Genomic DNA, 22,880 nt, shown 5'->3' with positions numbered 1-22,880 from the left:
TACAGCAAATTGCGATAAAGTTTGGTAAAATGGCGGTTATTTAAAGTTTGATGACCGCTATTTTATTATGACAGATAACCCACAGTCTTCTTTTGACACCCGCTCGATCGCTGAATTTACCGAATCAGCATATCTTAATTATGCCATGTACGTCATCATGGATCGAGCCCTGCCACACATCGCAGACGGTCTAAAGCCGGTTCAGCGCCGCATCGTCTACGCCATGAGCGAGCTTGGTCTTAAGCACTCCGCCAAACCCAAAAAATCCGCCCGTACCGTAGGTGATGTACTGGGTAAATATCACCCGCATGGCGATTCTGCCTGTTATGAGGCGATGGTACTGATGGCGCAGCCTTTTAGCTATCGCTATCCGCTTATCTTTGGTCAGGGCAACTGGGGCTCGCCTGATGACCCAAAATCCTTCGCCGCGATGCGATACACCGAAGCCAAGATGAGCAATTATGCCAATACACTGCTTGCCGAGCTTGAACAAGGCACTGTGGACTGGGTGGATAACTTCGATGGCTCATTAAAAGAACCTGCCACCCTGCCCGCACGTCTGCCGAACATCCTGCTAAATGGCACCACAGGCATCGCGGTTGGTATGGCGACCGACATCCCACCGCACAACCTCATCGAGACGGTCAAAGCGTGCATCAAGCTACTCAAAAACCCAGCCATGTCCGTACGCGAGCTATGCAAGGCCTTGCCTGCGCCAGACCTACCCACCAAGGCTGAGATCATCACCCCTCAAGATGAACTCATCAACATGTACGAGACTGGTCGCGGCAGCTACAAGATGCGCGCCACCTATCATCTGGATAAAAATGACAAAAACACCGTCATCATCGATGCACTGCCCTATCAAGTATCTGGCAATAAAGTCATCGAGCAGATCGCCAAGCTCATGCTTGACAAAAAACTGCCTTGGCTTAACGACATCAACGATGAATCCGACCATGAGAACGCCTGTCGCATCGTACTAGAATTCAAAAAAGGCAAATTAGACCTTGATAAAATCATGAATCATTTGTTCGCCATGACCGACCTTGAGACGTCATATCGCGTGAACATGAACATGATTGGCATGAATGGAAAACCACAGGTCAAAAACCTAAAAGAAATCTTGTCAGAGTGGCTAGACAGTCGCCGCGGCGTGGTCATTCGCCGTTTGCAGCATCGTCTGGACAAGATCGATAAACGCTTGCACATTTTGGCAGGTTTGCTCGTTGCCTACCTAAATATCGATGAAGTCATCGCCATCATCAGAAATGAAGACGATCCCAAACTTGAGCTGATGAGCCGATTTGGGCTGACGGACACTCAAGCCGATGCCATTCTTGACATCAAGTTACGCCAATTGGCAAAACTTGAAGAAATCGAATTAAATGCCGAACGAGATGCGCTAGAAGCTGAACGCGCCACCATCGCTGAACGCCTTGCCAATACTGACAGCCTAACCGCCCTGCTGATCGATGAGCTGACCACCGACATGAAAGCTCATGGCGATGAACGCATGTCACCTGTGGTCGTGCGTGATGAAGCCGCCGCCATCAAAGCATCGGATTTGGTACCTAGTGAAGCGGTAACTGTCGTGCTATCAAAGGCGGGCTGGATCCGCATGGCAAAAGGTCATGACGTGGATGCTGCCGCACTCAATTACCGATCGGGCGATGAATACTTGGCACATGCTCAAGGCAAATCCAACGACAAGCTGATCCTACTGGACAACAGAGGTCGAAGCTATGCCTTAGACCCCATCAACCTACCATCTGCTCGCGGACAAGGCGAACCGATTACCAGCATGCTAAACCCGCCCGCAGGCGCAAAAATAGAGCAGGTCTTATTCGGCGATAAGGATGGTAAAGTACTGCTGGCAAGCTCTTCTGGTTATGGCTTCGTGGGTCAATATGCCAACTTTGAGACCAATCAAAAAGCGGGTAAAGCCATCATCAATCTCAACGATTCTGCGTTTTTGCCTGTTGATACGGTTGGCAGTGACGATACTTTAGTCGCTGCCTTGACAGATGCAGGGTATTTATTGGTGTTTGAATTGTCTGATCTGCCAAGCCTGAACAAAGGCAAAGGCAATAAAATCATCAGCCTAAAAGATAAAGACGGCGAAACACTGATTAGTCTAGTCAGCCTTACAGCGTCTGACAGCTTAGCCATCAGTGCGGGCAAACGCACACTCACTCTTAAACCTGCCGACATCGCCACCTACATGGGCAAGCGAGCCACTCGTGGTACAAGGCTGCCGAAGGGTTATTGGAATGTGGTGGATATGCAAAGGGTTGAGGTGGAGAGCTAAGTCCGATTGCCAAGTCGTAGGTTGCTGCTTCGTAAAGCGAAAGCCAACAACTTCAATAAGTTTATATCATCAATGCTTAGGCTGCACTATTGCCAACCTAAGCCTGTAAGCTGATGGCTAGTCAAAATGAATGGGTCATCTTTCACAAATCCAAGCATGACAAAGATTGAGTTATATTTATCTATTGAGAGTTGTAAGGACTTTGGAAATTTTTAGTGCCTCACCTCTATGATCAACCTCTCCGTTGCCAATTCATTTATCAGCCCATCAAGATGATGTTTGTTTGCTTGATCTAAATTTGCATCCCATTCATCTAGAATAATCACATCAACATCGCTTGCGTAGTTTCTAATTTCCATTAACTGCGATGATAATTTTTGCCCTGTTGATTTTTTATTATTCTGATGAAAACATAAATCATGGCTGACAGGTAGATAAAAAGCCCTGTTTGATAACAATGTTTTTAAATATAATAAAAAGCTACTTTTACCCACTCCATTACGCCCTTTAATCGTCAGCCTACCTGTTTTCGGCAAGTCATCCAAATCAAAGTCGCTTAGTCGGATGTTGTTGATAAAAATCTCTTGAAAGTTAATCCTGCTTAATATATCAATACTTGGTATGCGCAAGGAATGTTGCAATCCGATAAATCTAGCTTTGATGCTAGAAAAATTGGTTTGATGAAAGACAAGTGCTTGCCCCATTTGCAATAACTGAATTTGTCTTGGCAATGTTGCCACCAATAATGCTAAAAATACATAATCATTTTGATGCTGAATAAAGAGGTGTACAATCAAGCCCAGTACAGGCAGCATAAACAAAACCATGCCAAAGCTTGAAATCAATTGATTCAATGATTGGCTGAGAATATGATATTTTTTTGAGCGGGCGAAATTGTTACCATAAATATGATTTAAAATGCCCATATTGTACTTGTTGAAAATGACGATATTGTCCCAAGTTTTATTTAAAATGGCAATGAAAGATACTCGGGACTTTTGCGATATTTTTGACGCTTTAGATATTTTGCGTTGATAAGAAAAAATAAAAAATTCTACCAACAAAAACCCAATGATGTAGGCTATTAGTAGAGTATAGTCAAGAAAAAAACCTAAAATTAAGATATTAATCACTAAATTTAAGATTAACGCCACACCATCAAAAGCAAAATCCAACATATCATCTATGACTGATTTACTTTCTTGAGCGATAAAAACCATGCTTTGTTCTTTTAGCTCTTTATTGTTTAGCAAAAAAGTTTTACCAGAAAAAACATGATTAAATTTTTCTACATAATTATTAAGCAGTTCAAATTTTGAATTTTCCAAGTAAATGGTTGCAAAATAAGCAGGAATATACACGACAACCAATGATATGACAAAACCGCTTAAGTTTATCAAAAAATTCTTATTTTGAGCGATGTCTATCGCAAGGTTTGCAATGAAGTATGTAGACAAACCAACGATTGCTTGTTGTATGATTAAAAAAGCAAATGAGGCATATAATGATGGAGTGATAATTTTCATGATAAAGAATAGTAAAGCCACTTACCAATGCTTCCGTTCATCGTATGTGGCTCATCAAAATATAAGCAGTTAATACATAGCCAATGATCGATTATAACGACTTATTCCTAAGTCAGTTCTTTTATTATTGCTTGCGATTGATCCAAAATCCAGCGACCTCTCTCCGTTACCAATTCCTTATAATTTGACATACCTGTAATGGACCGATAGGCATCTAACGCTTGTTTTATCATAGTGCTAGAATCTGGGTGTACCATAGGGGTTTTTGGCTCTCCTAGACAATTTTTTCGAAATTGCAAAACTTCTGCGGCAACCACAATGCTGTGAAGTACTTTATCTAATGGTCTTTTTGTGTGCAAAATAGCCGATTGAGCAAAATTTTCTGGTTGTAATAACTTATGGTAGTCATGGAAGTGTAAAAATCTAAGTTCATCTATAAATAATGCGTTATGCGTTAATTCATGAACAAGCAATTCCATTAGATCGGTAATTGCCCAAGAATCACGGTTATTTATCCAGACTACGCCAATCGCATTTGAAGTTGAACCACCGCCAGAATCATTTGCATACCTTAAGAAAATAGAATCAATAATTAACTGCAACATCAAATAAAGCTCAGAATTAACTTTTGACAGCTCATTCAATGCACTTTGTAGTTTTTGAACCCTTACTTCCCTATCATTGTCATTTAAGCCCTCGCCAATCACACATGATTGATTTTTGTCGTTTAAGAAAGAGTCGGTAGCAAACAGATTAGTTAATGACGATTCCCAATCTTTATCATCAACAATATTTACGCCCAACTTATCACTTCTTGTAACTTTGGGTTGATATTGACTCAAAAACTTATGGAAATTTATTTCCAATTCCTTAAAATCTTTTGGTAGATTGGAGTTATCCCTACTGGATAACAAGGCTAATGTCTTTGCCATCTCTTGAACACCAATCAAATAAAACACAATATCGCTCCTTGAAATATTTTCTTGAAAAATAGATAAAAAGCATACACCATGATAGTGTATGCTTTTTTGAATTACGACTGTGTTTTTGTGCGTTTGTTATCGTACGCAATCATTCTCATCGGAGCGGACAATGCACCGTTTTCATCATTTTTCATAATGGCACAATTTTTTTTGTGCATCACAAAAATCTTGATTTTGTAGACCAGAAAGAATTTGAGAAAGATTTAAAGTGTCCATAATTTACTCCTTAAATAGCTGAACAACTAAAATTATCATACAGCCAACCAATCATTTAAAATCGCTGTTGGCTGTATGCACGCACAACCTTGTTCTTACAAGGTAGTAATACAATAACATTTTTATAAAATAAGTCAAGAAAAAAATGATAAAAAATCCACTCGCAAGATCTTTGAGTGGATTTTTATTCAATGATTGGGTAAATTGCAATTCGTCCCAGTCCGCAGATTTTCGCTTCACTGACAAAACTTAGGTCTTTTAAGGCACAACTTATTGAATTTGCTAAGTTTTATACCAATCGAACCTAAATTTTACTACGATCAGGTAGGGGTGAAAAATGTTTCGCCCCTATGGGTAATATGCTAAAAGAACTTACAAAACGATACATGGGTTATTCGTTCATCCGTAGGGGCGAATTGCAATTCGACCCCACAAGCGTGTATCAAATTGATGGTTCAGTGGTCATAAGATACACCGAACCACCTCAATAAAAACCCAAGACATCGCTTGGGTTTTTGAGTCTTAGCCTTCTAAAGGCACGCCGATACGCAGTGCAACTTCTTCATAACCTTCAACCACATCGCCCAAGCCTTGGCGGAAACGGTCTTTGTCCAGTTTTTTCTTGGTTTCTTTGTCCCATAGGCGGCAGCCATCTGGAGAGAATTCATCACCAAGAACGATGCGGCCGTGGAACAGACCAAATTCTAACTTAAAGTCAACTAACATCAAACCTGCATCATCAAAGATCTTAGATAGAACTTCGTTTACTTTATAGGTTAGCACTTTCATCTGCTCAAGCTCGTCAGCCGTGGCATAGCCTAGGGCGATGGCGGTTGATTCAGACAGCATCGGATCGCCAAGCTTGTCGTCTTTATAGAACAACTCATAAGTTGGCGGAAGTAGCGGCAGACCCTCAGCCAAGCCAAGGCGCTTCATCAGACCACCTGCAGCATAGTTACGCACCACACATTCAACAGGAATCATTTTTAGGCGTTTTACCAGCACTTCATCGTCAGACAGCTGACGCTCAAAATGCGTCTCAATGCCCGCTTCGCTCAACTTTTGCATGATGAACGCATTGAAGCGGTTATTTACTTTACCTTTACGATCGAGCTGCGCCATCTTCTCGCCATTGAAAGCTGATGCGTCATTGCGAAAATGCAATACCAAATAATCTTCATGCTCAGTCTCATAAACAGACTTGGCTTTACCAGTATAAAGTAGGGCTTGTTTTTCCATGATATTTCTCAAAAAGTTGCAATAAAAAAATTAATGGGCTGCAGTTGGCGGCTTTGGCAGCTCGTACTGCTTGCCAGAATCATTGGTCAAGTTAATTGGACTTGCGCCAAGATTTGGCGTTTGATACAACGGAGTAAATTCAGCGGTCGCTTGATTGGCAGGCAGCTTAATGGGATCGATTTTTTGGCTTTGTTGGTAGTCTAGGCTGCCATTATTACGCTTGCCAAGCCAGTTTTTGGTGGTGCTACAGCCCGTTAAGGCAATACTAAGCGCAACCAAGGCTACACCAATTTTTGTCATGTAATTCATATATTATCCTTGCAAATTGACCGAACGATTAAGCCAATTGAGCTTTTGTTAATGCTGCATCAACCACAGGCTGATTCTGCTCTGATAGCCATACCAATGGCAGACGAATGCCTTTGCCGATTTTACCCATTTTATATAGAGCATATTTGGCAGGTTGCGGGCTTGATTCACAAAATAGATCATTGTGAAGATGCTTAACCGTGTCATGGATTTTTCTTGCCTTATCAAAATCGCCCGCCAAAGCCAGCTCAAATACTTGGCTCATCGCCTTAGGCGCGATGTTAGAGGTCACAGAAATATTACCACGAGCACCAAGCTTGATGAATTCAAGTGCCGTTGGGTCATCGCCTGACAGCACAACCATGTGATTGCCAACTGCTTTTATCAATGCTGCGCCACGCTCTAGATCACCTGTCGCGTCCTTGATGGCGACGATGTTCGGCAGATTCATCAAGCGTTCAACCGTCTCTTGGCTAATATCGACAATGGTACGCCCTGGCACATTATATAGCATCTGCGGCATGTCAACCGCTTCACTGATCGCCTTGTAGTGCTGATAGATACCCTCTTGAGTTGGCTTATTATAATAAGGCGCAACCAAAAGCGCACAGTCCGCGCCTGCTTCTTTGGCAGCTTGGGTAAGCTCAATCGCCTCCAAGGTGTTGTTCGCGCCCGTCCCTGCGATCACAGGCACACGTCCTGCCACATACTTCACAAAAAAACGAATCACATCAATGTGCTCATCCATTGACAAAGTCGCCGATTCGCCAGACGTTCCTACCGCCACAAGTGCATGCGTACCTTCGGCAATCTGCCAATCAATCAACTTACCCAATGCGTCATAATCCACTGCGCCATCGTCCTTCATGGGCGTGACCAACGCGGTGATTGAGCCTTTTAGCTTAGATTTAATGTCTTGATAATCTGTCATAATAAAGCCGCTGATATGTATTAAATTAGCTTAGTTTATCATAATTAATTTGGGTTTTGATGGATTTTATGAAATTTATTTTGGTCATTCGATGCGCATTCCGATGATGGCGGGCGTACCTTGGCGGATCAGTTGCACAGGAACGACGCCCTCGCGGGGCAGGCTTTTTACAGCGACCGCCATCTCATCGGCGCTTCTGGTTGGGTAGCTATTAAGCCCAAGGATTACATCGCCCACTTGAATGCCTGTACGTGCCGCAAGCCCCATAGGACTAACCGAAGTGATCATCACGCCACCATTTACCCCAAAGCTGGCAAGCGCTTGCGCCTCGGCAGAAGACAGCTCTTTAAGGCGCAAGCCTAGACGAAGTCCATTATTGCTCTGATGATGACCACCTGCTGACACATCACTAGGTGCTTCAGCGAAGGTGCCTTGAGCGACGTATTTTTGATTGCCTCGTTGGTAGGTTAGATTAAAACTGTCGTTGGGCTTGGCACGGTTAAGCAAATTTAACATCTCGGCAGCGTGCGTGATAGCATGGCCGTTGAAATTTAGCACCAGATCGCCAGGTCGAAGTCCGGCTCGATCAGCAGGTGAATCAACTGCCACGCGGGTCAATAGCGCGCCTTGTGGGCGTGACAGCCCATATACCTCAGCCAGATTTCTATCGACATCCTGTACCACAAGCCCCATCGCAGCTCGGCGCACTCTGCCTGTCGCCTTGATCTGCTCATAGATGTGCAAGGCGGTATCAATCGGGATTGAGAACGACAGCCCCATGTATCCGCCCGTGTCGCTAAAGATGTGCGAGTTCACGCCGACGACCTCGCCTCGCTTATTAAATAGCGGTCCACCTGAATTACCTTGATTCAAAGCCACGTCTGATTGAATGAACGGTACAGTCGCCTCGGGGGTCATGCTTCGTGATTTGGCAGATACGATGCCTGCCGATGCCGAATAATCAAAGCCAAAAGGCGAACCGATGGCAAGCACAGGCTCGCCCACACGCAGCTCATTTCTAGACATGGTCAGCGCCGGGAAGTTTTTCCCCTCCACCTTTAGAACAGCGATGTCAGACGCTTCGTCAGAACCGACGAGTATGGCATCCATTTCGGTGCGATCGTTTAGAGTTACTGTGATGCGGTCTGAATCTTTGACGACGTGATGGTTGGTTAAGACATAACCATCCTTAGTGATAAAAAACCCCGTGCCAAATCCATGTTCAATGGTTGGCGCATTGCCTGCATGCTCACCCAAATATTCACGCAGCAGCTGTGAAGTTTGGGCGTTGCGGCTTAGCATCTCCTCACTGATGGGCTTGGTGGTTGAGATGCGCACAACCCCACTGGACACACGCTCCACCAAATCAGCAAAATCCACCTGAACCATCGCATGCGCCGATGTGGCAGGACTGGGAAAAATGACTGATGCAGACAAGGCGGCCGCCAAAATAGCGGGTCTAAATAGATACTTGCTTAACGAAGTGTGGTTTAACATGATTAGGAATTTTAAAATAAGTAGTGGGTTAGTATCTTAAAAATCATCCGAGCCGTCAAGTAAGACTTCTTAGTAAAAACTTACCAAAGTCTTAACAAGCTTAGACGTTTCTCACACGCCTACCGCACCAATGATGCGTGCCAACACCTCATCAGTCTCCCCAATGGCATCGATACGGCGAATGCGCGTGGGTGCGTGATTGAATTGATGTAAAAGCCCTTGATACACTCGATCAAAAAAACTCGTGTCCAGCGATTCAAATCGGTCAGCCTGACTGCGCTTGGCGGCACGAGCCATGCCTGTCGCCACATCCAAATCCAGCCACAGCGTCACATCAGGTAGCCTAGGGACAAAATTGGCAATCAACAGTTCAATCTTATGAAGTGCCGCCGCATCACCATCAAACCGTCCAAACCCTTGATAGGCGACCGTACTGTCGATGAATCTGTCGCACACCACCCATTTGCCCGCCGCTAAAGCAGGCAAGATGGTCTTATGCAGATGATCAGCGCGTGCAGCGAACATGAGTAACAGCTCAGTATCATCGTGTAAGGTGTTGTTTTTATTTAATAAAATCTCACGAACAACTTCCGCTACATCAGCGCCACCTGGCTCGCGCGTACGCACATGCTCGATGCCCTGAGACGTCAAGTATCGACAAAACCCATCAATGGCGGTCGTCTTGCCCACACCTTCTGTGCCTTCAAAGCTGATGAACTTAGGCGTCTGAGATTGAGCTTTGGCTGATGTATTCATGAGGTGCTGCCTTATTGATTCTTGGAATTCATGACCGCGCGATACTCTGCCACTGCCTTGTTATGCTCATCCAAAGTGCGGCTAAACTTATGCCCGCCGTTGCCTGTCGCCACAAAGAAAATAACGTCTGTATCTTCAGGATGCATGGCAGCCTCGATGGCGGCCTTTGATGGCAATGCGATCGGCGTAGGCGGCAGACCGTCAATCTGATAAGTGTTGTAGTCAGTCTTTTCATTGATGTTAGAGCGATAAATCTTGCCATCATAACGATCAAACAGCCCATAAATGATGGTCGGATCCGTCTGTAGGCGCATGTTCTTGCGCATGCGGTTGATGAACACCGCTGCGACCTTGTGACGCTCTTCTGCCAGTCCGGTTTCTTTTTCAATGATACTTGCCATGATGAGCGCCTCGTAGCTGTTCTTATAAGGCAAGTCTGGCACGCGGCTCTCCCATGCATTCGCCAAAGTGGTCTGCTGATCATCATAGAGTCTTTTTAGAATTTGGCGATCGGTCGTTCCATGATCGAAAATATAAGTATTCGGTGCAAACTGCCCTTCTAAATTCCCATTCACGGTGGTAATGCCAAGCGCCTTTGATACAGCTTCATTGTCGCGGGCAACATCCGCCCATGAATAACCATCAGCGCGTGGAGTCAGGATTTCAAGGGTTACACCATCGGTATTTTTTAGGGTGTTGTATAAGTCCTTGACTGTCTTACCCTCGATGATCTGCACCTTAATCATGCGGACTTCGGCGCCTTGCGATAAGATATCAATGACCTGTTTTAGGCTAGCATTGGCAGGGATCTGATAGACGCCTTCTTGAAGTGGCGTGCGTGCGTGGACTTTTAGGTATAGCTTAGTTGCCGCACTTGATGCCAATGGGGATGTTTGCCATTTATCTTTGACCAACAGGCTGTGATAGGTATCGCCTTTCTTGACTTCCAGCGTCTGCGCCTGTCGATCCGTCTTGGCAAAGATGGTGCTGTACACGATGACGCACCATAACAAGATAGCCGCCAATATTCCAAGCCAAATTAGCTTTGAAACGGCGCTTTTCTTTGGGGTGTTATTACGCCTTTGGTTGGGTCTGGCGGTGGTTTTTTGGGTGGTTTTTTTTGGATTTGGCATGGCTTGTGGCTGTGTCAATAAAAATAAAAATTACTGTATTGTATCATGTTTTTGAAATGGCGCATCAGGCATTTTGGTTAAGGCAATTTACATGATAAGTCGACCTAATGACTGTTTGATGGCAAGATATGGATGTGCTGACTTAGTTGTAGAATGTCGCCATCAATAATTAGTGCATCGATCGGCATGATGCCACGCACCGCATTACAAAAGAACATACCGCTGATGCGCTTTAGATCATCGTCTGTCAGCCCACGAACTTTAATGCTAAACTTTAACATCAAGGTTCGGCGCATCACGCCATCCACACCCGCATCCGTGATGGGCGGCGTATACCACACGCCATCGATGCAGTAGCAGACATTGCCCGTCGTGCCACTGACCCAGTCGCCTGATGCGCTCTTGATCAGTCCTTCTACGATGCCAGAATTAGATTCTTGATGAACCAATAAAGCTCTATGAATAAAAACTTGTTCATGGCTACTAATGAGCTTAAGTCCAATAAATCTGGACGTGCGCAGCGACACCTTCTCATCAAGGCAAACAGCCCTACCTACTTTCTGACAAGGTACACCCGATACGAATTCCACACCATCATAAATGCGTGATGCTGTTGACTTGATAAAAACTTGCGCACATTGATTGAGATAGCCATAGCCACGCACTTCTTGGGGTGCGCGAGTGACGATGATTTTTAGTATGCCTTCTTGGATGTCTTTCGCTAGGCGATATAAATCCGCCATCACACCATCTACGTCGAATGATAATTCTAGCCGCTCTGCTGATCTGACCAGTCGCTCTCGATGACCCTCAGCGAATAGCACACGCCCATCATGAGCGCCAATGGTGCTAAAGAATCCATCCCCATAAGCCAAGCCGCGCTCATCCATGATGCCATCGCACTTGGTAAACTCCTGCCGATCAGACTCTCTAAGAAGATAATAAGTTGTCGTCATGGTGTGTGCCGAGTTATTTTTGAAGGATGATGCGACATTGATAATTCATGCAATCAGCCGTGACCACGCCTGCAACCTTTTCACCTTTGTCGGTGGTTGCATGTGGCTTATTGGAGTTTTGCAGGATGGTTCTGACCAGATTTTCGCCTTTTTTGCCATCATAAGCGCCCATTAGCGAATGAATGCGCTTGGCATAATCTAAGCTTGCACGTTTTTGGTCGTCGTTATCCTTAGGTGCGGCATAATACCAAGCAACCTCAAGCACCTCATCTGACTCCACGACATAGAGCGGTGGTTCATGGCGTGCGCTGAATCGATATTTGGTGGCGTGATTGCCATAATAATCTAAACCGCTCTCTTGGGTGGCAGTCGTGCCGATTTTTGCCTTTAACTGCTCTATGCCCATGCCTTGCTTGGGTGTGCTTGCCCAATTTTCCACATCATAGACCACCGGCTCATAGACACGTGCCTCGCCATCATCTTGGACGACTTTTTCTTGGGGTGAAACAGGGCGAGAAGTCATAAAAAGCACAATCGCCAATGCGATAAGCACCCCAATGAGCAAGAAAGGCAGCTTAGATTTGGAGGGTTTGGTGGTCATATCAATCATCCAAGTAAAGTTCGTTGTATTTTACCTAAGTTTTAAAAAACTTGCTATTTTTTCTATAATGCAGTAAAAATACCCCAACATTAGCTCTTATTATTTTGGATCATTCATGCAGCATTTTATCGTCATTGGCAACCCCATCGCCCACTCAAAAAGCCCCGACCTTCATCACGCATTCGCTGACATTGCCGGGCTTGATATCAGCTATCGTCGTCAGCTTTGCCCTGATGATAAAGACAGCTTTAATGCGGTGGTTGAAGCATTCTTTAATGGCGGCGGCGTGGGCGCGAACGTGACCTTACCATTCAAAGAGATCGCCTTTGAGCTTTGCAGTCAGATGGGCAACCTAAGCGAATACGCCACGACCGCTAAAGCAGTCAATACCCTAGCCCTACGAGACGGCAAGCTCTTCGGAGATAACACCGACGGGCGCGGGTTGGTGGCAGATCTACTAGACGAAGGTGTCACTCTACAGGGGGCGCACATCGCCATCATCGGCGCAGGCGGTGCGACACGCGGGGCGATTCTACCACTCATCGAACAAGGCGCGCGCCTGACCATCTTTAACCGGACATTAGCGCGCGCCGAAGCCTTAAAGGCAGACTTTGAAACATTTGGCAGCATTGACATCAATGAATTGCACATCCTAAAGTCAGGTGATTTTTATGCTGATGTCATCATCAATGCCACGAGTGCCACCACCACAGGGCAGATGCTGGAGCTGTCCTGTGGTGTACGCGCAGGCTTCGCCTACGACATGATGTATGGTAAGCCATCAGAGTTCTTGGCACACTTTGAGCATCAAGGCGTGCGCTGTTGTGATGGCTATGGCATGCTCATTCAACAGGCCAAACTTGCCTTTGAACTGTGGACAGGTAAGCGCGTCGATCTGGATAAAGTGGATTGGGATAAGCACATTAATAATAAAATAAATTCATAATAAATATAGTTTATTATGAAAATAAGTTATTAGTGGCAGAAATTTTAAGTCATTTTAATAAATCTATTGTATAGTGAATGGGCATGGCAACATCATGCCCAGTTTTTTTAGCCAACCAAGGATTGATTATGCTGACTTATAAAGCTCCCTTACGCGACATCAAATTTTTGATGAATGAAGTGCTTGACTATCAAGGCCACTACCAAACTCTAGACAATGGCAAGAATGCTGATGCTGAGACGGTAGATATGATTCTACAAGGCTTTGCTGACTTTGCTGAAACCATGCTCGCGCCTGTCTATCAAGCAGCCGACGAAGAAGGCTGTCATTTCAAAGATGGCGAAGTGACCACGCCAAAAGGCTTTAAAGAAGCCTATCAAGCTTTCATGGAAGGCGGCTGGCAAGGCATCTCTTATCCAGAAGAATTCGGTGGCATGAACCTGCCGATGTCACTTAATCTCATCAAATCTGAGATGATGGGCACCGCCAACTGGCCATGGTCAATGTACCCAGGCCTGTCTATCGGCGCGGTAAACACCATCTTACAATATGGTGACGAGGACCAAAAAAACACTTATCTACCCAAGCTAATCAGCGGTGAATGGTCAGGTACGATGTGTCTTACCGAATCTCAGGCAGGTACCGACCTAAACCAAATGAAAACTCGCGCCACACCCAATGACGACGGCAGTTATGCCATTACGGGCACTAAGATTTTCATCAGCGCTGGTGAACACGACCTAACCGACAACATCGTACATATTGTCTTAGCTCGCCTGCCGGATGCGCCTGCTGGCACCAAAGGCATCTCGCTGTTCATCGTGCCAAAATTCCTTGTAAACGCTGATGGCGAGATGGGTGAGCGCAATGCGGTGACTTGTGGCTCGATTGAGCATAAGATGGGCATCTCATCTAGCGCAACCTGCGTCCTAAACTTCGACAGCGCGACAGGTTATCTTATTGGTGAGCCCAACAAAGGCCTAAAAGCCATGTTCACCTATATGAACACCGCGCGTATCGGCACAGGCATCCAAGGTCTGTCGCACATGGAACTGGCTTTCCAGAACTCATTGCCATACGCCAAAGAACGTCGCTCGATGCGCGCCCTGTCAGGCACCAAAGAACCTGATCAAGCAGGTGATGCGATCATTCATCACGCTGATGTACGCCGCATGCTTCTGATCCAAAAAGCTTTCTGTGAAGGTGGTCGCTCGATGACTTATCACTCAGCACGCTACGCCGACCATCTGGCGAACGCGGTGGCCCGTGGCGATGAAGACGCCATCAAAAAATGGGATGACAACCTAGGATTCTATACACCCATCCTAAAAGGCTTCTTAACCGAGCTTGGTATTGAGTGCGCCAAACACGGACAGCAGATCTACGGTGGGCATGGCTACATCAAAGAAACTGGCATGGAGCTCATCGCTCGTGATGCCCGCATCGCCACCTTATACGAAGGAACCACAGGCGTACAGGCACTTGACCTACTGGGTCGTAAAGTCCTACTAAACGGTGCTGGTAAGATCGTGCGTGACTATACCGCAGGCATCATGAAGTGGTGTAGCGAATACGCCCTTGATAAAGAAATGCGCCAATACGTCTGGGCGCTGACCAAGCTGTGCGCTGAATGGAACATGCTGACCGCACGCCTACTCATCGCTGCACGCAAAGACCGCGAAATCGTCTCTGCGGCTTCTGATGACTACCTAATGTACTCAGGCTATGTGATGATGGCATATCACTGGGCGCGCATGGCAGCAGTTGCCTTCGACAAGATGAAAAACGGCGGCGAACAGCCTTATGAATTTTATCTGGCGAAGACTCAGACCGCTGAATTCTACTTCGAGAAAATCCTACCAAGAAGCGACGCGCATGCCAACGCCATGACCACACCTAGCGAAGTCATGACCAAGATGGATATTGAACATTTTGCATTTTTGGATTGATGATGGTCTAACACACCCCAAAAAAGGACGGAAAATTTGCCGTCCTTTTTTATTGTCAAAGATTGCCAAAGTAGGCAAAATCCCCTATCATTCCTACACGCACTTTTTTGGAGAATATCATGACCACATCACGCACCCTATCCGCCCTACTACTGGCACTAAGCCTAAGTGTGGCAACGCCTGCGATGGCTGATGATTTTGACATTGCTGTGTCTTATGCAAGTACTCAAAATTACAGCCAAGCCCTCCCCATCTTTAAACGCTTAGCCGAACAAGGGGATGCAGGGGCTCAAAATAATTTGGGTGTGATGTATAGCGAAGGGCAAGGTGTTAAACAAGACTATGTACAGGCGGTAGCTTGGTATAGAAAAGCAGCTGAACAAGGGGATGCAGTCGCTCAAAATAATTTGGGCAATATGTATAGCAATGGACACGGTGTTAAACAAGACTACGCACAGGCGGTATCTTGGTATAGAAAGGCGGCTGAGCAGGGGGATGTATTCGCTCAATTTAATTTGGGCATGATATATGAGTATGGACACGGTGTTAAGCAAGATTATGTGCAGGCGGTGTATTGGTATAGAAAAGCAGCTGAGCAAGGGGATGCAGTCGCTCAAAATAATTTGGGCGATATATATAGATATGGATACGGCGTAAAACGGGACGATGTACAGGCGGTATCTTGGTATAGAAAGGCGGCTGAGCAGGGGGATACATTCGCTCAATTTGATTTGGGCTGGATGTATTGGCATGGATACGGTGTAAAACAGGACGATGCTCAGGCGGCGTATTGGTTCAAAAAAGCAGCTGAGCAGGGGCATACAGGAGCTCAATATAATTTGGGTGTGATGTATAGCGAAGGGCAAGGTGTACGCCAAAGTCATACCGAAGCCTTAGCATGGTATCAAAAAGCCTATGCTCAAGGTGATGCGCCAGCCGCCCATAACATCGGGGTAAGCTATCATAATGGCTGGGGCGTACGCCAAAACCGTAGTACCGCCAAAGAATGGTTTAGCAAAGCCTGTGATTTGGGATATCAACAGGGCTGTGATGCCTACAAAGAATTAAACCAACAAGGCTACTGACCATCCGCCACACTCAAAAAAAGCGTGTCATGCACGCTTTTTTCTTAGATAGACCATTTACCGTCTAAAGGCGAATCTCCCCATGCCCGAACACCACCCATTTTTGGGAAGTCAGTCCATGCAGACCTACAGGACCTCGGGCGTGAATCTTATCGGTTGAGATGCCAATCTCAGCACCCAATCCATATTCAAACCCATCAGCAAAACGGCTCGATGCATTGACCATCACACTTGATGAATCCACCTCGCGGATGAATTTTTGCATATTGGCATAGTCATTGGTGATGATAACGTCCGTGTGGTGGCTGCCGTAGTGGTTGATGTGCGTGATGGCATCATCCAGCTCATCTACGATTTTAACGGCAAGCTTAGGCGCAAGATATTCTTGATACCAGTCATTCTCGGTGGCAGCTTGAATGTTTAGGTGCGTGTCTTTTAGAGCTTTCATCGTCTCAGCACACACGAAGAACTGCATATTATTATCAACGTCATGCATTGCAGTTAGAATCTTGATCAGCGCATCAGTGCGACTCTTATGAACAAGCAGCGTCTCCATGGCGTTGCACGGAGCATAGCGTGAAGTCTTGGCATTGACACAGACTTTGACCGCCATCTCAATATCGCACGACTCATCCACATAGGTGTGGCAGTTACCATCTAGATGCTTGATGACAGGCACGCGCGCGCCATTGGCGATGCGCTCGATCAGACCCTTACCGCCTCTAGGGATCACCACATCCACAAACTCTGTCATCGTAATCAGGCTATCCACCGCCGCGCGATCCGTGGTCTCTAGCACTTGAACCGCTTCGCTTGGCAGTCCTGCTACATCCAATCCTGCACGCACGCAGGATGCGATTGCCTGATTTGAATGATATGCCTCAGAGCCCCCGCGCAGGATGATGGCATTGCCTGATTTGATGGCAAGACTTGCCGCCTCAACCGTGACATTCGGACGGCTCTCATAGATCATGCCAATCACCCCAAGCGGCACACGCATCTTGCCCAGCTGAATGCCCGATGGACGATACACCATGTCATCAATCTCACCGATCGGATCTGGCAGACCAATCACATCATCTAAGGACGCCAGCATCGCATCAAATCGTGACTCATTAATCACCAAGCGATCCAGCAACGCCTCATCCAGCCCGTTTTGTTTGCCGTTCGCGACATCTTTGGCATTCTCGCTTAAGATGCTGTTTTTATTGGCGATCATCGCTTCTTTGATGGCATTAAGTGCTGCATTCTTGGTGCGTGTATTCGCCGCTGCCAACGCACGCGACGTCGCTTGAGCCTTTTTGCCGACGCTCATCATGTATTCTTGGATATTCATCCTCACCCCTAACTGCTTAAAAGTTGCCCTATCATAACAATCAAACCTCAATTTTTCCATTCAAAAATGACAAAAATAACCACGCTTGATTAAAATTTACCAATTCATACAAAAAAATTCACCCAAAACGTGAAAAACATTTGCCTTTTAGTGCACTTTTGGCGAAAATATCTAATTCACCTTTTATATTTCACGAACTTATACTTTTGTTCTTTATTTTGACTGCTTCATTACCCTTATTTCAAAAAGAATCATCATGACCGACACTCCCCCCATCGCTCTAGATTTACAAGACATTCATAAGAATTACGGCTCTTTGCAAGTCCTAAAAGGCGTCTCTTTAACCGCGCACGACGGTGATGTGATTAGCATCCTAGGCTCATCAGGCTCGGGTAAATCCACCCTACTTCGCTGCATCAACCTACTAGAAAATCCAAGCAGCGGCAAGATCATCATCGGCAATGAAGAGCTGATCTTGACCGACAAAAAAGGCGAACTGGTCGCCAAAAACCCAAAACAACTCGAACAATTACGCTCAAAAATCGGCTTTGTTTTCCAAAGCTTCAACCTTTGGCCGCACAAAACCATCCTCCAAAACATCATCGAAGGCCCAACCCAAGTCCTAAAGCAATCCAAGGCAGAAGCCATCGCAGAAGCCGAACGCCTACTGGATAAGGTCGGCTTATTAGATAAAAAAAACGCCTATCCAGACAACCTATCAGGCGGTCAGCGCCAGCGTGTTGCCATCGCACGCGCCTTGGCGATGAAGCCGCAGGTGCTGCTATTCGACGAACCGACATCGGCGCTTGACCCTGAGCTTGTGAACGAAGTGCTGTCAGTGATGCGCGAGCTGGCTGCCGAAGGACGCACCATGCTGATCGTTACGCACGAGATGCGATTTGCGCGTGAAGTATCAGACAAGATCGTCTTTTTGCACCAAGGTCGCATCGAAGAGATTGGCACTCCCGATGAAGTATTTGACAACCCAAAATCTGAACGCGTGCGTGAATTCATGGCATCGCACCGCTGATTTATTGTTTTAAGGAACGTTTATGAACATCACCAAAATCGGTAGCATCGCTGCCATCGCCCTAGCTTTGACAGCATGCAATCAAAACAAGCCTGCAGACAATACAGATGCTACCAAAGCTGACGCACCTACTGCTCGCGACCTAAAAATCGCCACGGAAGCTGCCTATCCTCCATTCAACGATACTGCGCCAGATGGCAAAATCATCGGTTTTGACATAGATGTGATTAACGCGGTCTGCGCCGAAATCAACGCCAAATGTGAAATCGTCGCTCAAGATTGGGAAGGTCTAATCCCAGGCCTAAACGCCAATAAATACGATGCCATCATCGCAGGCATGTCGATCACGCCTGAGCGTCTAGAGCAAGTTGACTTCTCTGAGCCATATTTCTCAAACACCATCGTATGGCTATCAAAAACCAATGGCAGCTTTGATCCAAATAACATCAAAAACACCATCCTAGGTGGTCAGCGTTCAACCACTGGCGCCGCCTACATCGCCGAAAAATATGATGGCAAAGACGGCAACACCGTGCAGCTGTACGACACCTACATGAACGCCTATCTTGACCTAAAGGCTGGTCGTAACGCGGCAGTCATGGCAGAGAAAGTCTCTGCGGCAGAATGGCTAAAACAAGGTCAAGAAGGCTTTGGTCTGGTTGGTGAAGAGATCGACAGCAACGACAACCTAGGCATCGCTGTTCGTAAAGGCGACGCCCTAAAAGAAGACATCAACGCCGCACTTGCCAAGCTAAAAGAATCTGGCAAATTGGCTGAGCTTGAAGCAGAGAATTTCAAATAATCGCGACAACCACCCAAAGGAGAGAACAATGAAACTAAAATTATTGAGCGCACTTGCGCTAACTGCTCTGGTAAGTGCTTGTGGTGGCGATAAAGCACCTGCAGAATCTGCTGCGCCTAGCGACAGCACCAAGCAAATCCGCATCGCTACCGAATCTAGCTTCAAGCCATTTAGCTACCTAGATAACAGCGGTAACTTGGTGGGCTTTGAGATTGATCTTGCCAATGCACTGTGCGAAGAAATGAAAGCCCAATGCGACATCCAAAGCCAAGACTGGGAAGGTCTGATCCCAGGTCTAAACGCCAAGAAATTTGACGCTGTGATGGCTGGCATGTCTGCCACCGAAGAGCGTGCCAAAGTGGTTGATTTTAGTGATGCGTACTTTAACAATACCTTGGTACTGCTTGGCAAAAAAGGCGTTGATCTGAACGTAAACGCCCTTGATGGCAAGAACATCGCCGCTCAGCAAGCCACCGTATCAGCTGATTATGTCGCTGCCAATCATCCCAACGCTGTCGTAAAAACCTACGACAAACAAGACAACGCTTACCTTGATCTAAGCGCAGGCCGTGTTGATGGCATGATGTCTGACATCGTTCCTGGCCTAGATTGGCTAAAAACCGAGCAAGGTACTGAATTTGAAGTCAAAGGCGAGCCGATTGACATCAATGATACCGTTGCCATCGCCTTCCGTAAGGATGACGCATTAAAAGACGAATTCAACGCTGCACTTGCCAAGCTAAAAGAATCTGGCAAATATGATGAGCTTGTCGGCAAATACTTTGATCAAGACATCGTAAAATAATACTTAGGGCGTGTCATAAGATACGCCCTATTTGTCCATACCAATTTATAAGGACATGAACATGAAGCTAAAGTTATTAAGCGCACTTGCGCTAACTGCTCTGGTAAGTGCTTGTGGCGGCGATAAAGAAGCCGCGCCAACCAACTCTAATCAAATCCGCATCGCCACCGAAGGCGCGTATGCCCCATTTAACTACACCAACACCGACGGTTCACTTGGTGGTTTTGACGTAGACATCGCAAACGCACTGTGCGCCAAAATGGCAGCCGAATGCACCATCGAAGCCCAAGACTGGGATGGCATCATTCCTGCGCTAAAAGCCGGCAAATTCGACGCCATCGTCTCATCGATGTCAGTTACGCCTGAGCGCATCGAACAAGTTGATTTTACCGAACCGTACTTTGCCAACACCCTAGTATTCTTGGCAAAAAAAGACAGCGCATTTAACCCTGCCAACGCCAGCGAGATCGAAGCTGCTAAGATCACCGCTCAAGGCTCAACCATCTCAAGTCAATGGCTATCACAAGCCCACCCAAGCATCACACCACAGCTGCACGGCAGTCTAGACGGTGCCTTCATGGATCTGGGCAATGGTCGCGTGGATATCATGATCTCTGATAAGCTGCCCGCCCTAACATGGCTAAAAAGCGATCTGGGTAAGAGCTTTGGAATCAAAGGCGACGACATCGACATCAACGACAAGTTTGCCATTGCAGTTAATAAAGGCGATGCTGAGCTTGCTGGCAAGTTCAACAAAGCACTGGCTGACATCAAGGCTGACGGCACTTACGATGAGATCGTCGTGGAGCACTTCGGACAAGAGATGCTGACGAAATAACCCAACCAAGTCAGGTTAAGCCCTGCTTTTGGATGGATTTAAAAATAAGCATTTCATGATAAGTGAAATTTTGTTAAAATAGACGGTTTGGGCTTGGCAAATCTCTTTGTCATCGTCCAAGCCGTTTTTATGGATTTTTGTTCGTCTTTTCTTGATAAGGCATTTATGAGGCAATAACGTGTTTGACCTACAAGGCTACGGCCCAATTTTAATGAAAGGCACATGGCTCACCATTCAGTTAGGCTTCGTTAGTCTGATTTTTGGTCTCATTCTTGGCTTACTGGGTGCAGCCGCCAAGCTATCGGGTGTATGGCTACTCCAACGCATCGCGGACATTTATACCACTGTCGTGCGCGGCGTACCTGAGCTGCTCATGGTATTTTTCATTTTCTTTGGTGGTGATGCCATCATACAGCTTGTCGCTGCTCAGATTGGCTACACAGGTCGTGTGGACATGAGCCGCTTTTGGGCGGGTGTGGCTGCCTTATCCATCATGTTCGGCGCTTATGCCACCGAAGTGTTCCGCATGGCGGTTCAAGACATCCCAAAAGGTCAATGGGAAGCTGCCCAGAGTCTTGGCATGACGCCTGCGCAGACTGTCAGACGCATCATTTTGCCACAGATGTGGCTTGTGGCTCTGCCTGGTATCGGCAATCTAACCTTGGTGCTACTAAAAGACACCGCACTGGTATCACTTATCGGACTTCAAGATCTCATGTATTACTCAGGTCGCGCCGCCCAAACCACCCAAATGCCTTTTACATTCTACATCACAGCCGCGCTCATCTATCTGGCACTGACCACCATTGTCACGCTGTTTATGACACATTTTGAATGGCGCGCCAACCCTGCCGCTCGCTATGCCAAGTCACTGTTAAAACAAGGAGATAAGGCATGAATCTACAATGGCAAGCCGTCATCGAGCATCTCCCCACCATGCTAAAAGCATCGGTGACCACCATCGAACTTGTGGTGCTGTCTTGTGTACTGGGCTTAATCCTTGGGGTTGTGTTGGGGCTTCTGCGCTCATCTAAGCACCTTTGGGTCAAAGCCCTACCTTTTTTGTATATCTTTTTCTTTCGTGGTACGCCACTATTGATTCAGATTTTCTTGATTTATCAAGGACTTGGGCAGTTTGATTTTATCAAAGACAGCTTTCTTTGGGAGCCGGTATTTAAGCAGGCATACTGGTGTGCCATCATCGCATTTACACTAAATACTGCCGCCTATATCGCAGAGATCGTGCGTGGCGCCATCGCTGCCATTCCTAAAGGCGAGCTTGAAGCTGCCGATGCCATCGGGATGTCAAAGTTCCAAAAAATCCGCCGAGTCATGCTACCGCGCGCTTTTGGCATCATGATTCCTGCTTATAGCAACGAGGTGATATTTATCCTAAAAGGCAGCGCTCTGGCAGCGTCGATCACGATCACGGAGCTGACCTTGACCGCCAAGAACCTTGCAGCTAAGAACTACCTACACATCGAGATGTACGCTGCCGCTGGTGTGATTTATTTGATTTTGGCGTGGATCATCATGTTTGGCTTTAAGCTATTCGAAAGCCATATCAATAAGCACAAACACTACGTGCCACCAACCACTGCCTAATTAATAAAAAACACCAGTCAAGTGAC

General features: G+C 46.3%; 21 protein-coding genes. 10 read left to right on the top strand and 11 right to left on the bottom strand.

Annotated features, from left to right (window positions below; genetic code table 11):
- Positions 1 to 67: 67 nt before the first annotated feature.
- A complete protein-coding gene (parC, locus tag MBO_RS09390; RefSeq protein ID WP_036367057.1) occupies positions 68 to 2,311 on the top strand; it encodes a DNA topoisomerase IV subunit A in 2,244 nt (747 codons plus the stop codon).
- A gap of 212 nt (positions 2,312 to 2,523) precedes the next feature.
- Here the strand turns inward: parC and MBO_RS09385 are convergent, their stop codons facing one another.
- From MBO_RS09385 to MBO_RS09340, 10 genes are all read right to left on the bottom strand, one after another.
- On the bottom strand, positions 2,524 to 3,837 hold the full coding sequence (locus tag MBO_RS09385) for an ABC transporter family protein (RefSeq protein WP_036367326.1): 1,314 nt from the start codon (positions 3,835 to 3,837) through the stop codon (positions 2,524 to 2,526).
- Between the two features lie 107 nt (positions 3,838 to 3,944).
- Complete coding sequence (locus MBO_RS09380) at positions 3,945 to 4,796, bottom strand: aKG-HExxH-type peptide beta-hydroxylase (RefSeq protein ID WP_052585428.1); 852 nt, start codon at positions 4,794 to 4,796, stop codon at positions 3,945 to 3,947.
- 762 nt (positions 4,797 to 5,558) lie between these two features.
- Positions 5,559 to 6,275, bottom strand: a complete 717-nt coding sequence (gene purC, locus MBO_RS09375) for a phosphoribosylaminoimidazolesuccinocarboxamide synthase (RefSeq protein ID WP_036367051.1) — start codon at positions 6,273 to 6,275, stop codon at positions 5,559 to 5,561.
- A 30-nt stretch (positions 6,276 to 6,305) separates the two neighbouring features.
- On the bottom strand, positions 6,306 to 6,584 hold the full coding sequence (locus tag MBO_RS09370; RefSeq protein ID WP_036367049.1) for a hypothetical protein: 279 nt from the start codon (positions 6,582 to 6,584) through the stop codon (positions 6,306 to 6,308).
- Between the two features lie 28 nt (positions 6,585 to 6,612).
- Positions 6,613 to 7,515 carry a 4-hydroxy-tetrahydrodipicolinate synthase gene (dapA, locus tag MBO_RS09365; protein WP_036367044.1) on the bottom strand — a complete coding sequence of 301 codons (903 nt, stop codon included), beginning with the start codon at positions 7,513 to 7,515 and terminating at the stop codon, positions 6,613 to 6,615.
- Between the two features lie 84 nt (positions 7,516 to 7,599).
- Positions 7,600 to 8,904: a trypsin-like peptidase domain-containing protein gene (locus MBO_RS09360; protein ID WP_455709496.1), complete on the bottom strand. Its 1,305-nt coding sequence runs from the start codon at positions 8,902 to 8,904 to the stop codon at positions 7,600 to 7,602.
- A 219-nt stretch (positions 8,905 to 9,123) separates the two neighbouring features.
- Positions 9,124 to 9,768: a dTMP kinase gene (tmk, locus tag MBO_RS09355; RefSeq protein WP_046700438.1), complete on the bottom strand. Its 645-nt coding sequence runs from the start codon at positions 9,766 to 9,768 to the stop codon at positions 9,124 to 9,126.
- Positions 9,769 to 9,779: 11 nt separating this feature from the next.
- Complete coding sequence (gene mltG, locus MBO_RS09350; RefSeq protein WP_080702255.1) at positions 9,780 to 10,901, bottom strand: endolytic transglycosylase MltG; 1,122 nt, start codon at positions 10,899 to 10,901, stop codon at positions 9,780 to 9,782.
- A gap of 104 nt (positions 10,902 to 11,005) precedes the next feature.
- Positions 11,006 to 11,857 (bottom strand): aminotransferase class IV, encoded by an 852-nt coding sequence (locus MBO_RS09345; RefSeq protein WP_052585427.1) that lies wholly within the window; start codon positions 11,855 to 11,857, stop codon positions 11,006 to 11,008.
- Positions 11,858 to 11,870: 13 nt separating this feature from the next.
- Positions 11,871 to 12,458 (bottom strand): hypothetical protein, encoded by a 588-nt coding sequence (locus tag MBO_RS09340; protein WP_052585426.1) that lies wholly within the window; start codon positions 12,456 to 12,458, stop codon positions 11,871 to 11,873.
- 115 nt (positions 12,459 to 12,573) lie between these two features.
- Between MBO_RS09340 and aroE the strand changes: the two genes are divergently transcribed.
- The 3 genes from aroE to MBO_RS09325 all read left to right on the top strand — a co-directional run bounded on the left by aroE (position 12,574) and on the right by MBO_RS09325 (position 16,438).
- On the top strand, positions 12,574 to 13,404 hold the full coding sequence (gene aroE, locus MBO_RS09335; protein ID WP_036367036.1) for a shikimate dehydrogenase: 831 nt from the start codon (positions 12,574 to 12,576) through the stop codon (positions 13,402 to 13,404).
- Positions 13,405 to 13,532: 128 nt separating this feature from the next.
- Entirely contained in the window at positions 13,533 to 15,353 is a 1,821-nt protein-coding gene (locus tag MBO_RS09330) for an acyl-CoA dehydrogenase C-terminal domain-containing protein (RefSeq protein WP_036367034.1), read from the top strand.
- Positions 15,354 to 15,472: 119 nt separating this feature from the next.
- Positions 15,473 to 16,438 carry an SEL1-like repeat protein gene (locus tag MBO_RS09325; protein ID WP_052585425.1) on the top strand — a complete coding sequence of 322 codons (966 nt, stop codon included), beginning with the start codon at positions 15,473 to 15,475 and terminating at the stop codon, positions 16,436 to 16,438.
- Positions 16,439 to 16,502: 64 nt separating this feature from the next.
- Here the strand turns inward: MBO_RS09325 and MBO_RS09320 are convergent, their stop codons facing one another.
- A complete protein-coding gene (locus MBO_RS09320) occupies positions 16,503 to 17,774 on the bottom strand; it encodes a glutamate-5-semialdehyde dehydrogenase (protein WP_036367027.1) in 1,272 nt (423 codons plus the stop codon).
- 256 nt (positions 17,775 to 18,030) lie between these two features.
- Here MBO_RS09320 and MBO_RS09315 point away from each other — a divergent pair, with 256 nt between their 5' ends.
- The 6 genes from MBO_RS09315 to MBO_RS09290 all read left to right on the top strand — a co-directional run bounded on the left by MBO_RS09315 (position 18,031) and on the right by MBO_RS09290 (position 22,854).
- The gene (locus MBO_RS09315; protein ID WP_036367024.1) at positions 18,031 to 18,804 is read left to right on the top strand and encodes an ABC transporter ATP-binding protein; all 774 of its coding nucleotides are present in this window, start codon (positions 18,031 to 18,033) and stop codon (positions 18,802 to 18,804) included.
- A gap of 22 nt (positions 18,805 to 18,826) precedes the next feature.
- Positions 18,827 to 19,606, top strand: a complete 780-nt coding sequence (locus MBO_RS09310) for a transporter substrate-binding domain-containing protein (protein ID WP_036367021.1) — start codon at positions 18,827 to 18,829, stop codon at positions 19,604 to 19,606.
- A gap of 28 nt (positions 19,607 to 19,634) precedes the next feature.
- On the top strand, positions 19,635 to 20,411 hold the full coding sequence (locus MBO_RS09305) for a transporter substrate-binding domain-containing protein (RefSeq protein WP_036367019.1): 777 nt from the start codon (positions 19,635 to 19,637) through the stop codon (positions 20,409 to 20,411).
- A 61-nt stretch (positions 20,412 to 20,472) separates the two neighbouring features.
- Complete coding sequence (locus MBO_RS09300) at positions 20,473 to 21,249, top strand: transporter substrate-binding domain-containing protein (RefSeq protein ID WP_036367015.1); 777 nt, start codon at positions 20,473 to 20,475, stop codon at positions 21,247 to 21,249.
- Between the two features lie 178 nt (positions 21,250 to 21,427).
- A complete protein-coding gene (locus MBO_RS09295; RefSeq protein ID WP_036367013.1) occupies positions 21,428 to 22,147 on the top strand; it encodes an ABC transporter permease in 720 nt (239 codons plus the stop codon).
- Entirely contained in the window at positions 22,144 to 22,854 is a 711-nt protein-coding gene (locus tag MBO_RS09290; RefSeq protein WP_036367009.1) for an ABC transporter permease, read from the top strand. Before MBO_RS09295 ends, MBO_RS09290 begins: the two co-directional genes overlap by 4 nt.
- Positions 22,855 to 22,880 lie beyond the last annotated feature (26 nt).

Origin of the sequence: Moraxella bovoculi 237 (assembly GCF_000696305.2) — a bacterium.
In the GTDB taxonomy this organism is placed as follows: Bacteria; Pseudomonadota; Gammaproteobacteria; order Pseudomonadales; family Moraxellaceae; genus Moraxella; species Moraxella bovoculi.
Note: the sequence above shows the minus strand (reverse complement) of the source record. Positions and strands in the feature narration are given on the sequence as shown.

What these genes read in the sequence shown, in the direction of transcription:
- MBO_RS09340 (WP_052585426.1), bottom strand. Translation starts at nt 12,458, where the DNA reads ATGACCACCAAACCCTCCAAATCTAAGCTGCCTTTCTTGCTCATTGGG.
- MBO_RS09320 (WP_036367027.1), bottom strand. Translation starts at nt 17,774, where the DNA reads ATGAATATCCAAGAATACATGATGAGCGTCGGCAAAAAGGCTCAAGCG.
- MBO_RS09385 (WP_036367326.1), bottom strand. Translation starts at nt 3,837, where the DNA reads ATGAAAATTATCACTCCATCATTATATGCCTCATTTGCTTTTTTAATC.
- MBO_RS09310 (WP_036367021.1), top strand. Translation starts at nt 18,827, where the DNA reads ATGAACATCACCAAAATCGGTAGCATCGCTGCCATCGCCCTAGCTTTG.
- aroE (WP_036367036.1), top strand. Translation starts at nt 12,574, where the DNA reads ATGCAGCATTTTATCGTCATTGGCAACCCCATCGCCCACTCAAAAAGC.
- MBO_RS09325 (WP_052585425.1), top strand. Translation starts at nt 15,473, where the DNA reads ATGACCACATCACGCACCCTATCCGCCCTACTACTGGCACTAAGCCTA.
- MBO_RS09345 (WP_052585427.1), bottom strand. Translation starts at nt 11,857, where the DNA reads ATGACGACAACTTATTATCTTCTTAGAGAGTCTGATCGGCAGGAGTTT.
- MBO_RS09305 (WP_036367019.1), top strand. Translation starts at nt 19,635, where the DNA reads ATGAAACTAAAATTATTGAGCGCACTTGCGCTAACTGCTCTGGTAAGT.
- MBO_RS09315 (WP_036367024.1), top strand. Translation starts at nt 18,031, where the DNA reads ATGACCGACACTCCCCCCATCGCTCTAGATTTACAAGACATTCATAAG.
- purC (WP_036367051.1), bottom strand. Translation starts at nt 6,275, where the DNA reads ATGGAAAAACAAGCCCTACTTTATACTGGTAAAGCCAAGTCTGTTTAT.
- tmk (WP_046700438.1), bottom strand. Translation starts at nt 9,768, where the DNA reads ATGAATACATCAGCCAAAGCTCAATCTCAGACGCCTAAGTTCATCAGC.
- MBO_RS09300 (WP_036367015.1), top strand. Translation starts at nt 20,473, where the DNA reads ATGAAGCTAAAGTTATTAAGCGCACTTGCGCTAACTGCTCTGGTAAGT.
- dapA (WP_036367044.1), bottom strand. Translation starts at nt 7,515, where the DNA reads ATGACAGATTATCAAGACATTAAATCTAAGCTAAAAGGCTCAATCACC.
- MBO_RS09370 (WP_036367049.1), bottom strand. Translation starts at nt 6,584, where the DNA reads ATGAATTACATGACAAAAATTGGTGTAGCCTTGGTTGCGCTTAGTATT.
- parC (WP_036367057.1), top strand. Translation starts at nt 68, where the DNA reads ATGACAGATAACCCACAGTCTTCTTTTGACACCCGCTCGATCGCTGAA.
- mltG (WP_080702255.1), bottom strand. Translation starts at nt 10,901, where the DNA reads ATGCCAAATCCAAAAAAAACCACCCAAAAAACCACCGCCAGACCCAAC.
- MBO_RS09360 (WP_455709496.1), bottom strand. Translation starts at nt 8,904, where the DNA reads ATGGTTCAGGTGGATTTTGCTGATTTGGTGGAGCGTGTGTCCAGTGGG.
- MBO_RS09290 (WP_036367009.1), top strand. Translation starts at nt 22,144, where the DNA reads ATGAATCTACAATGGCAAGCCGTCATCGAGCATCTCCCCACCATGCTA.
- MBO_RS09330 (WP_036367034.1), top strand. Translation starts at nt 13,533, where the DNA reads ATGCTGACTTATAAAGCTCCCTTACGCGACATCAAATTTTTGATGAAT.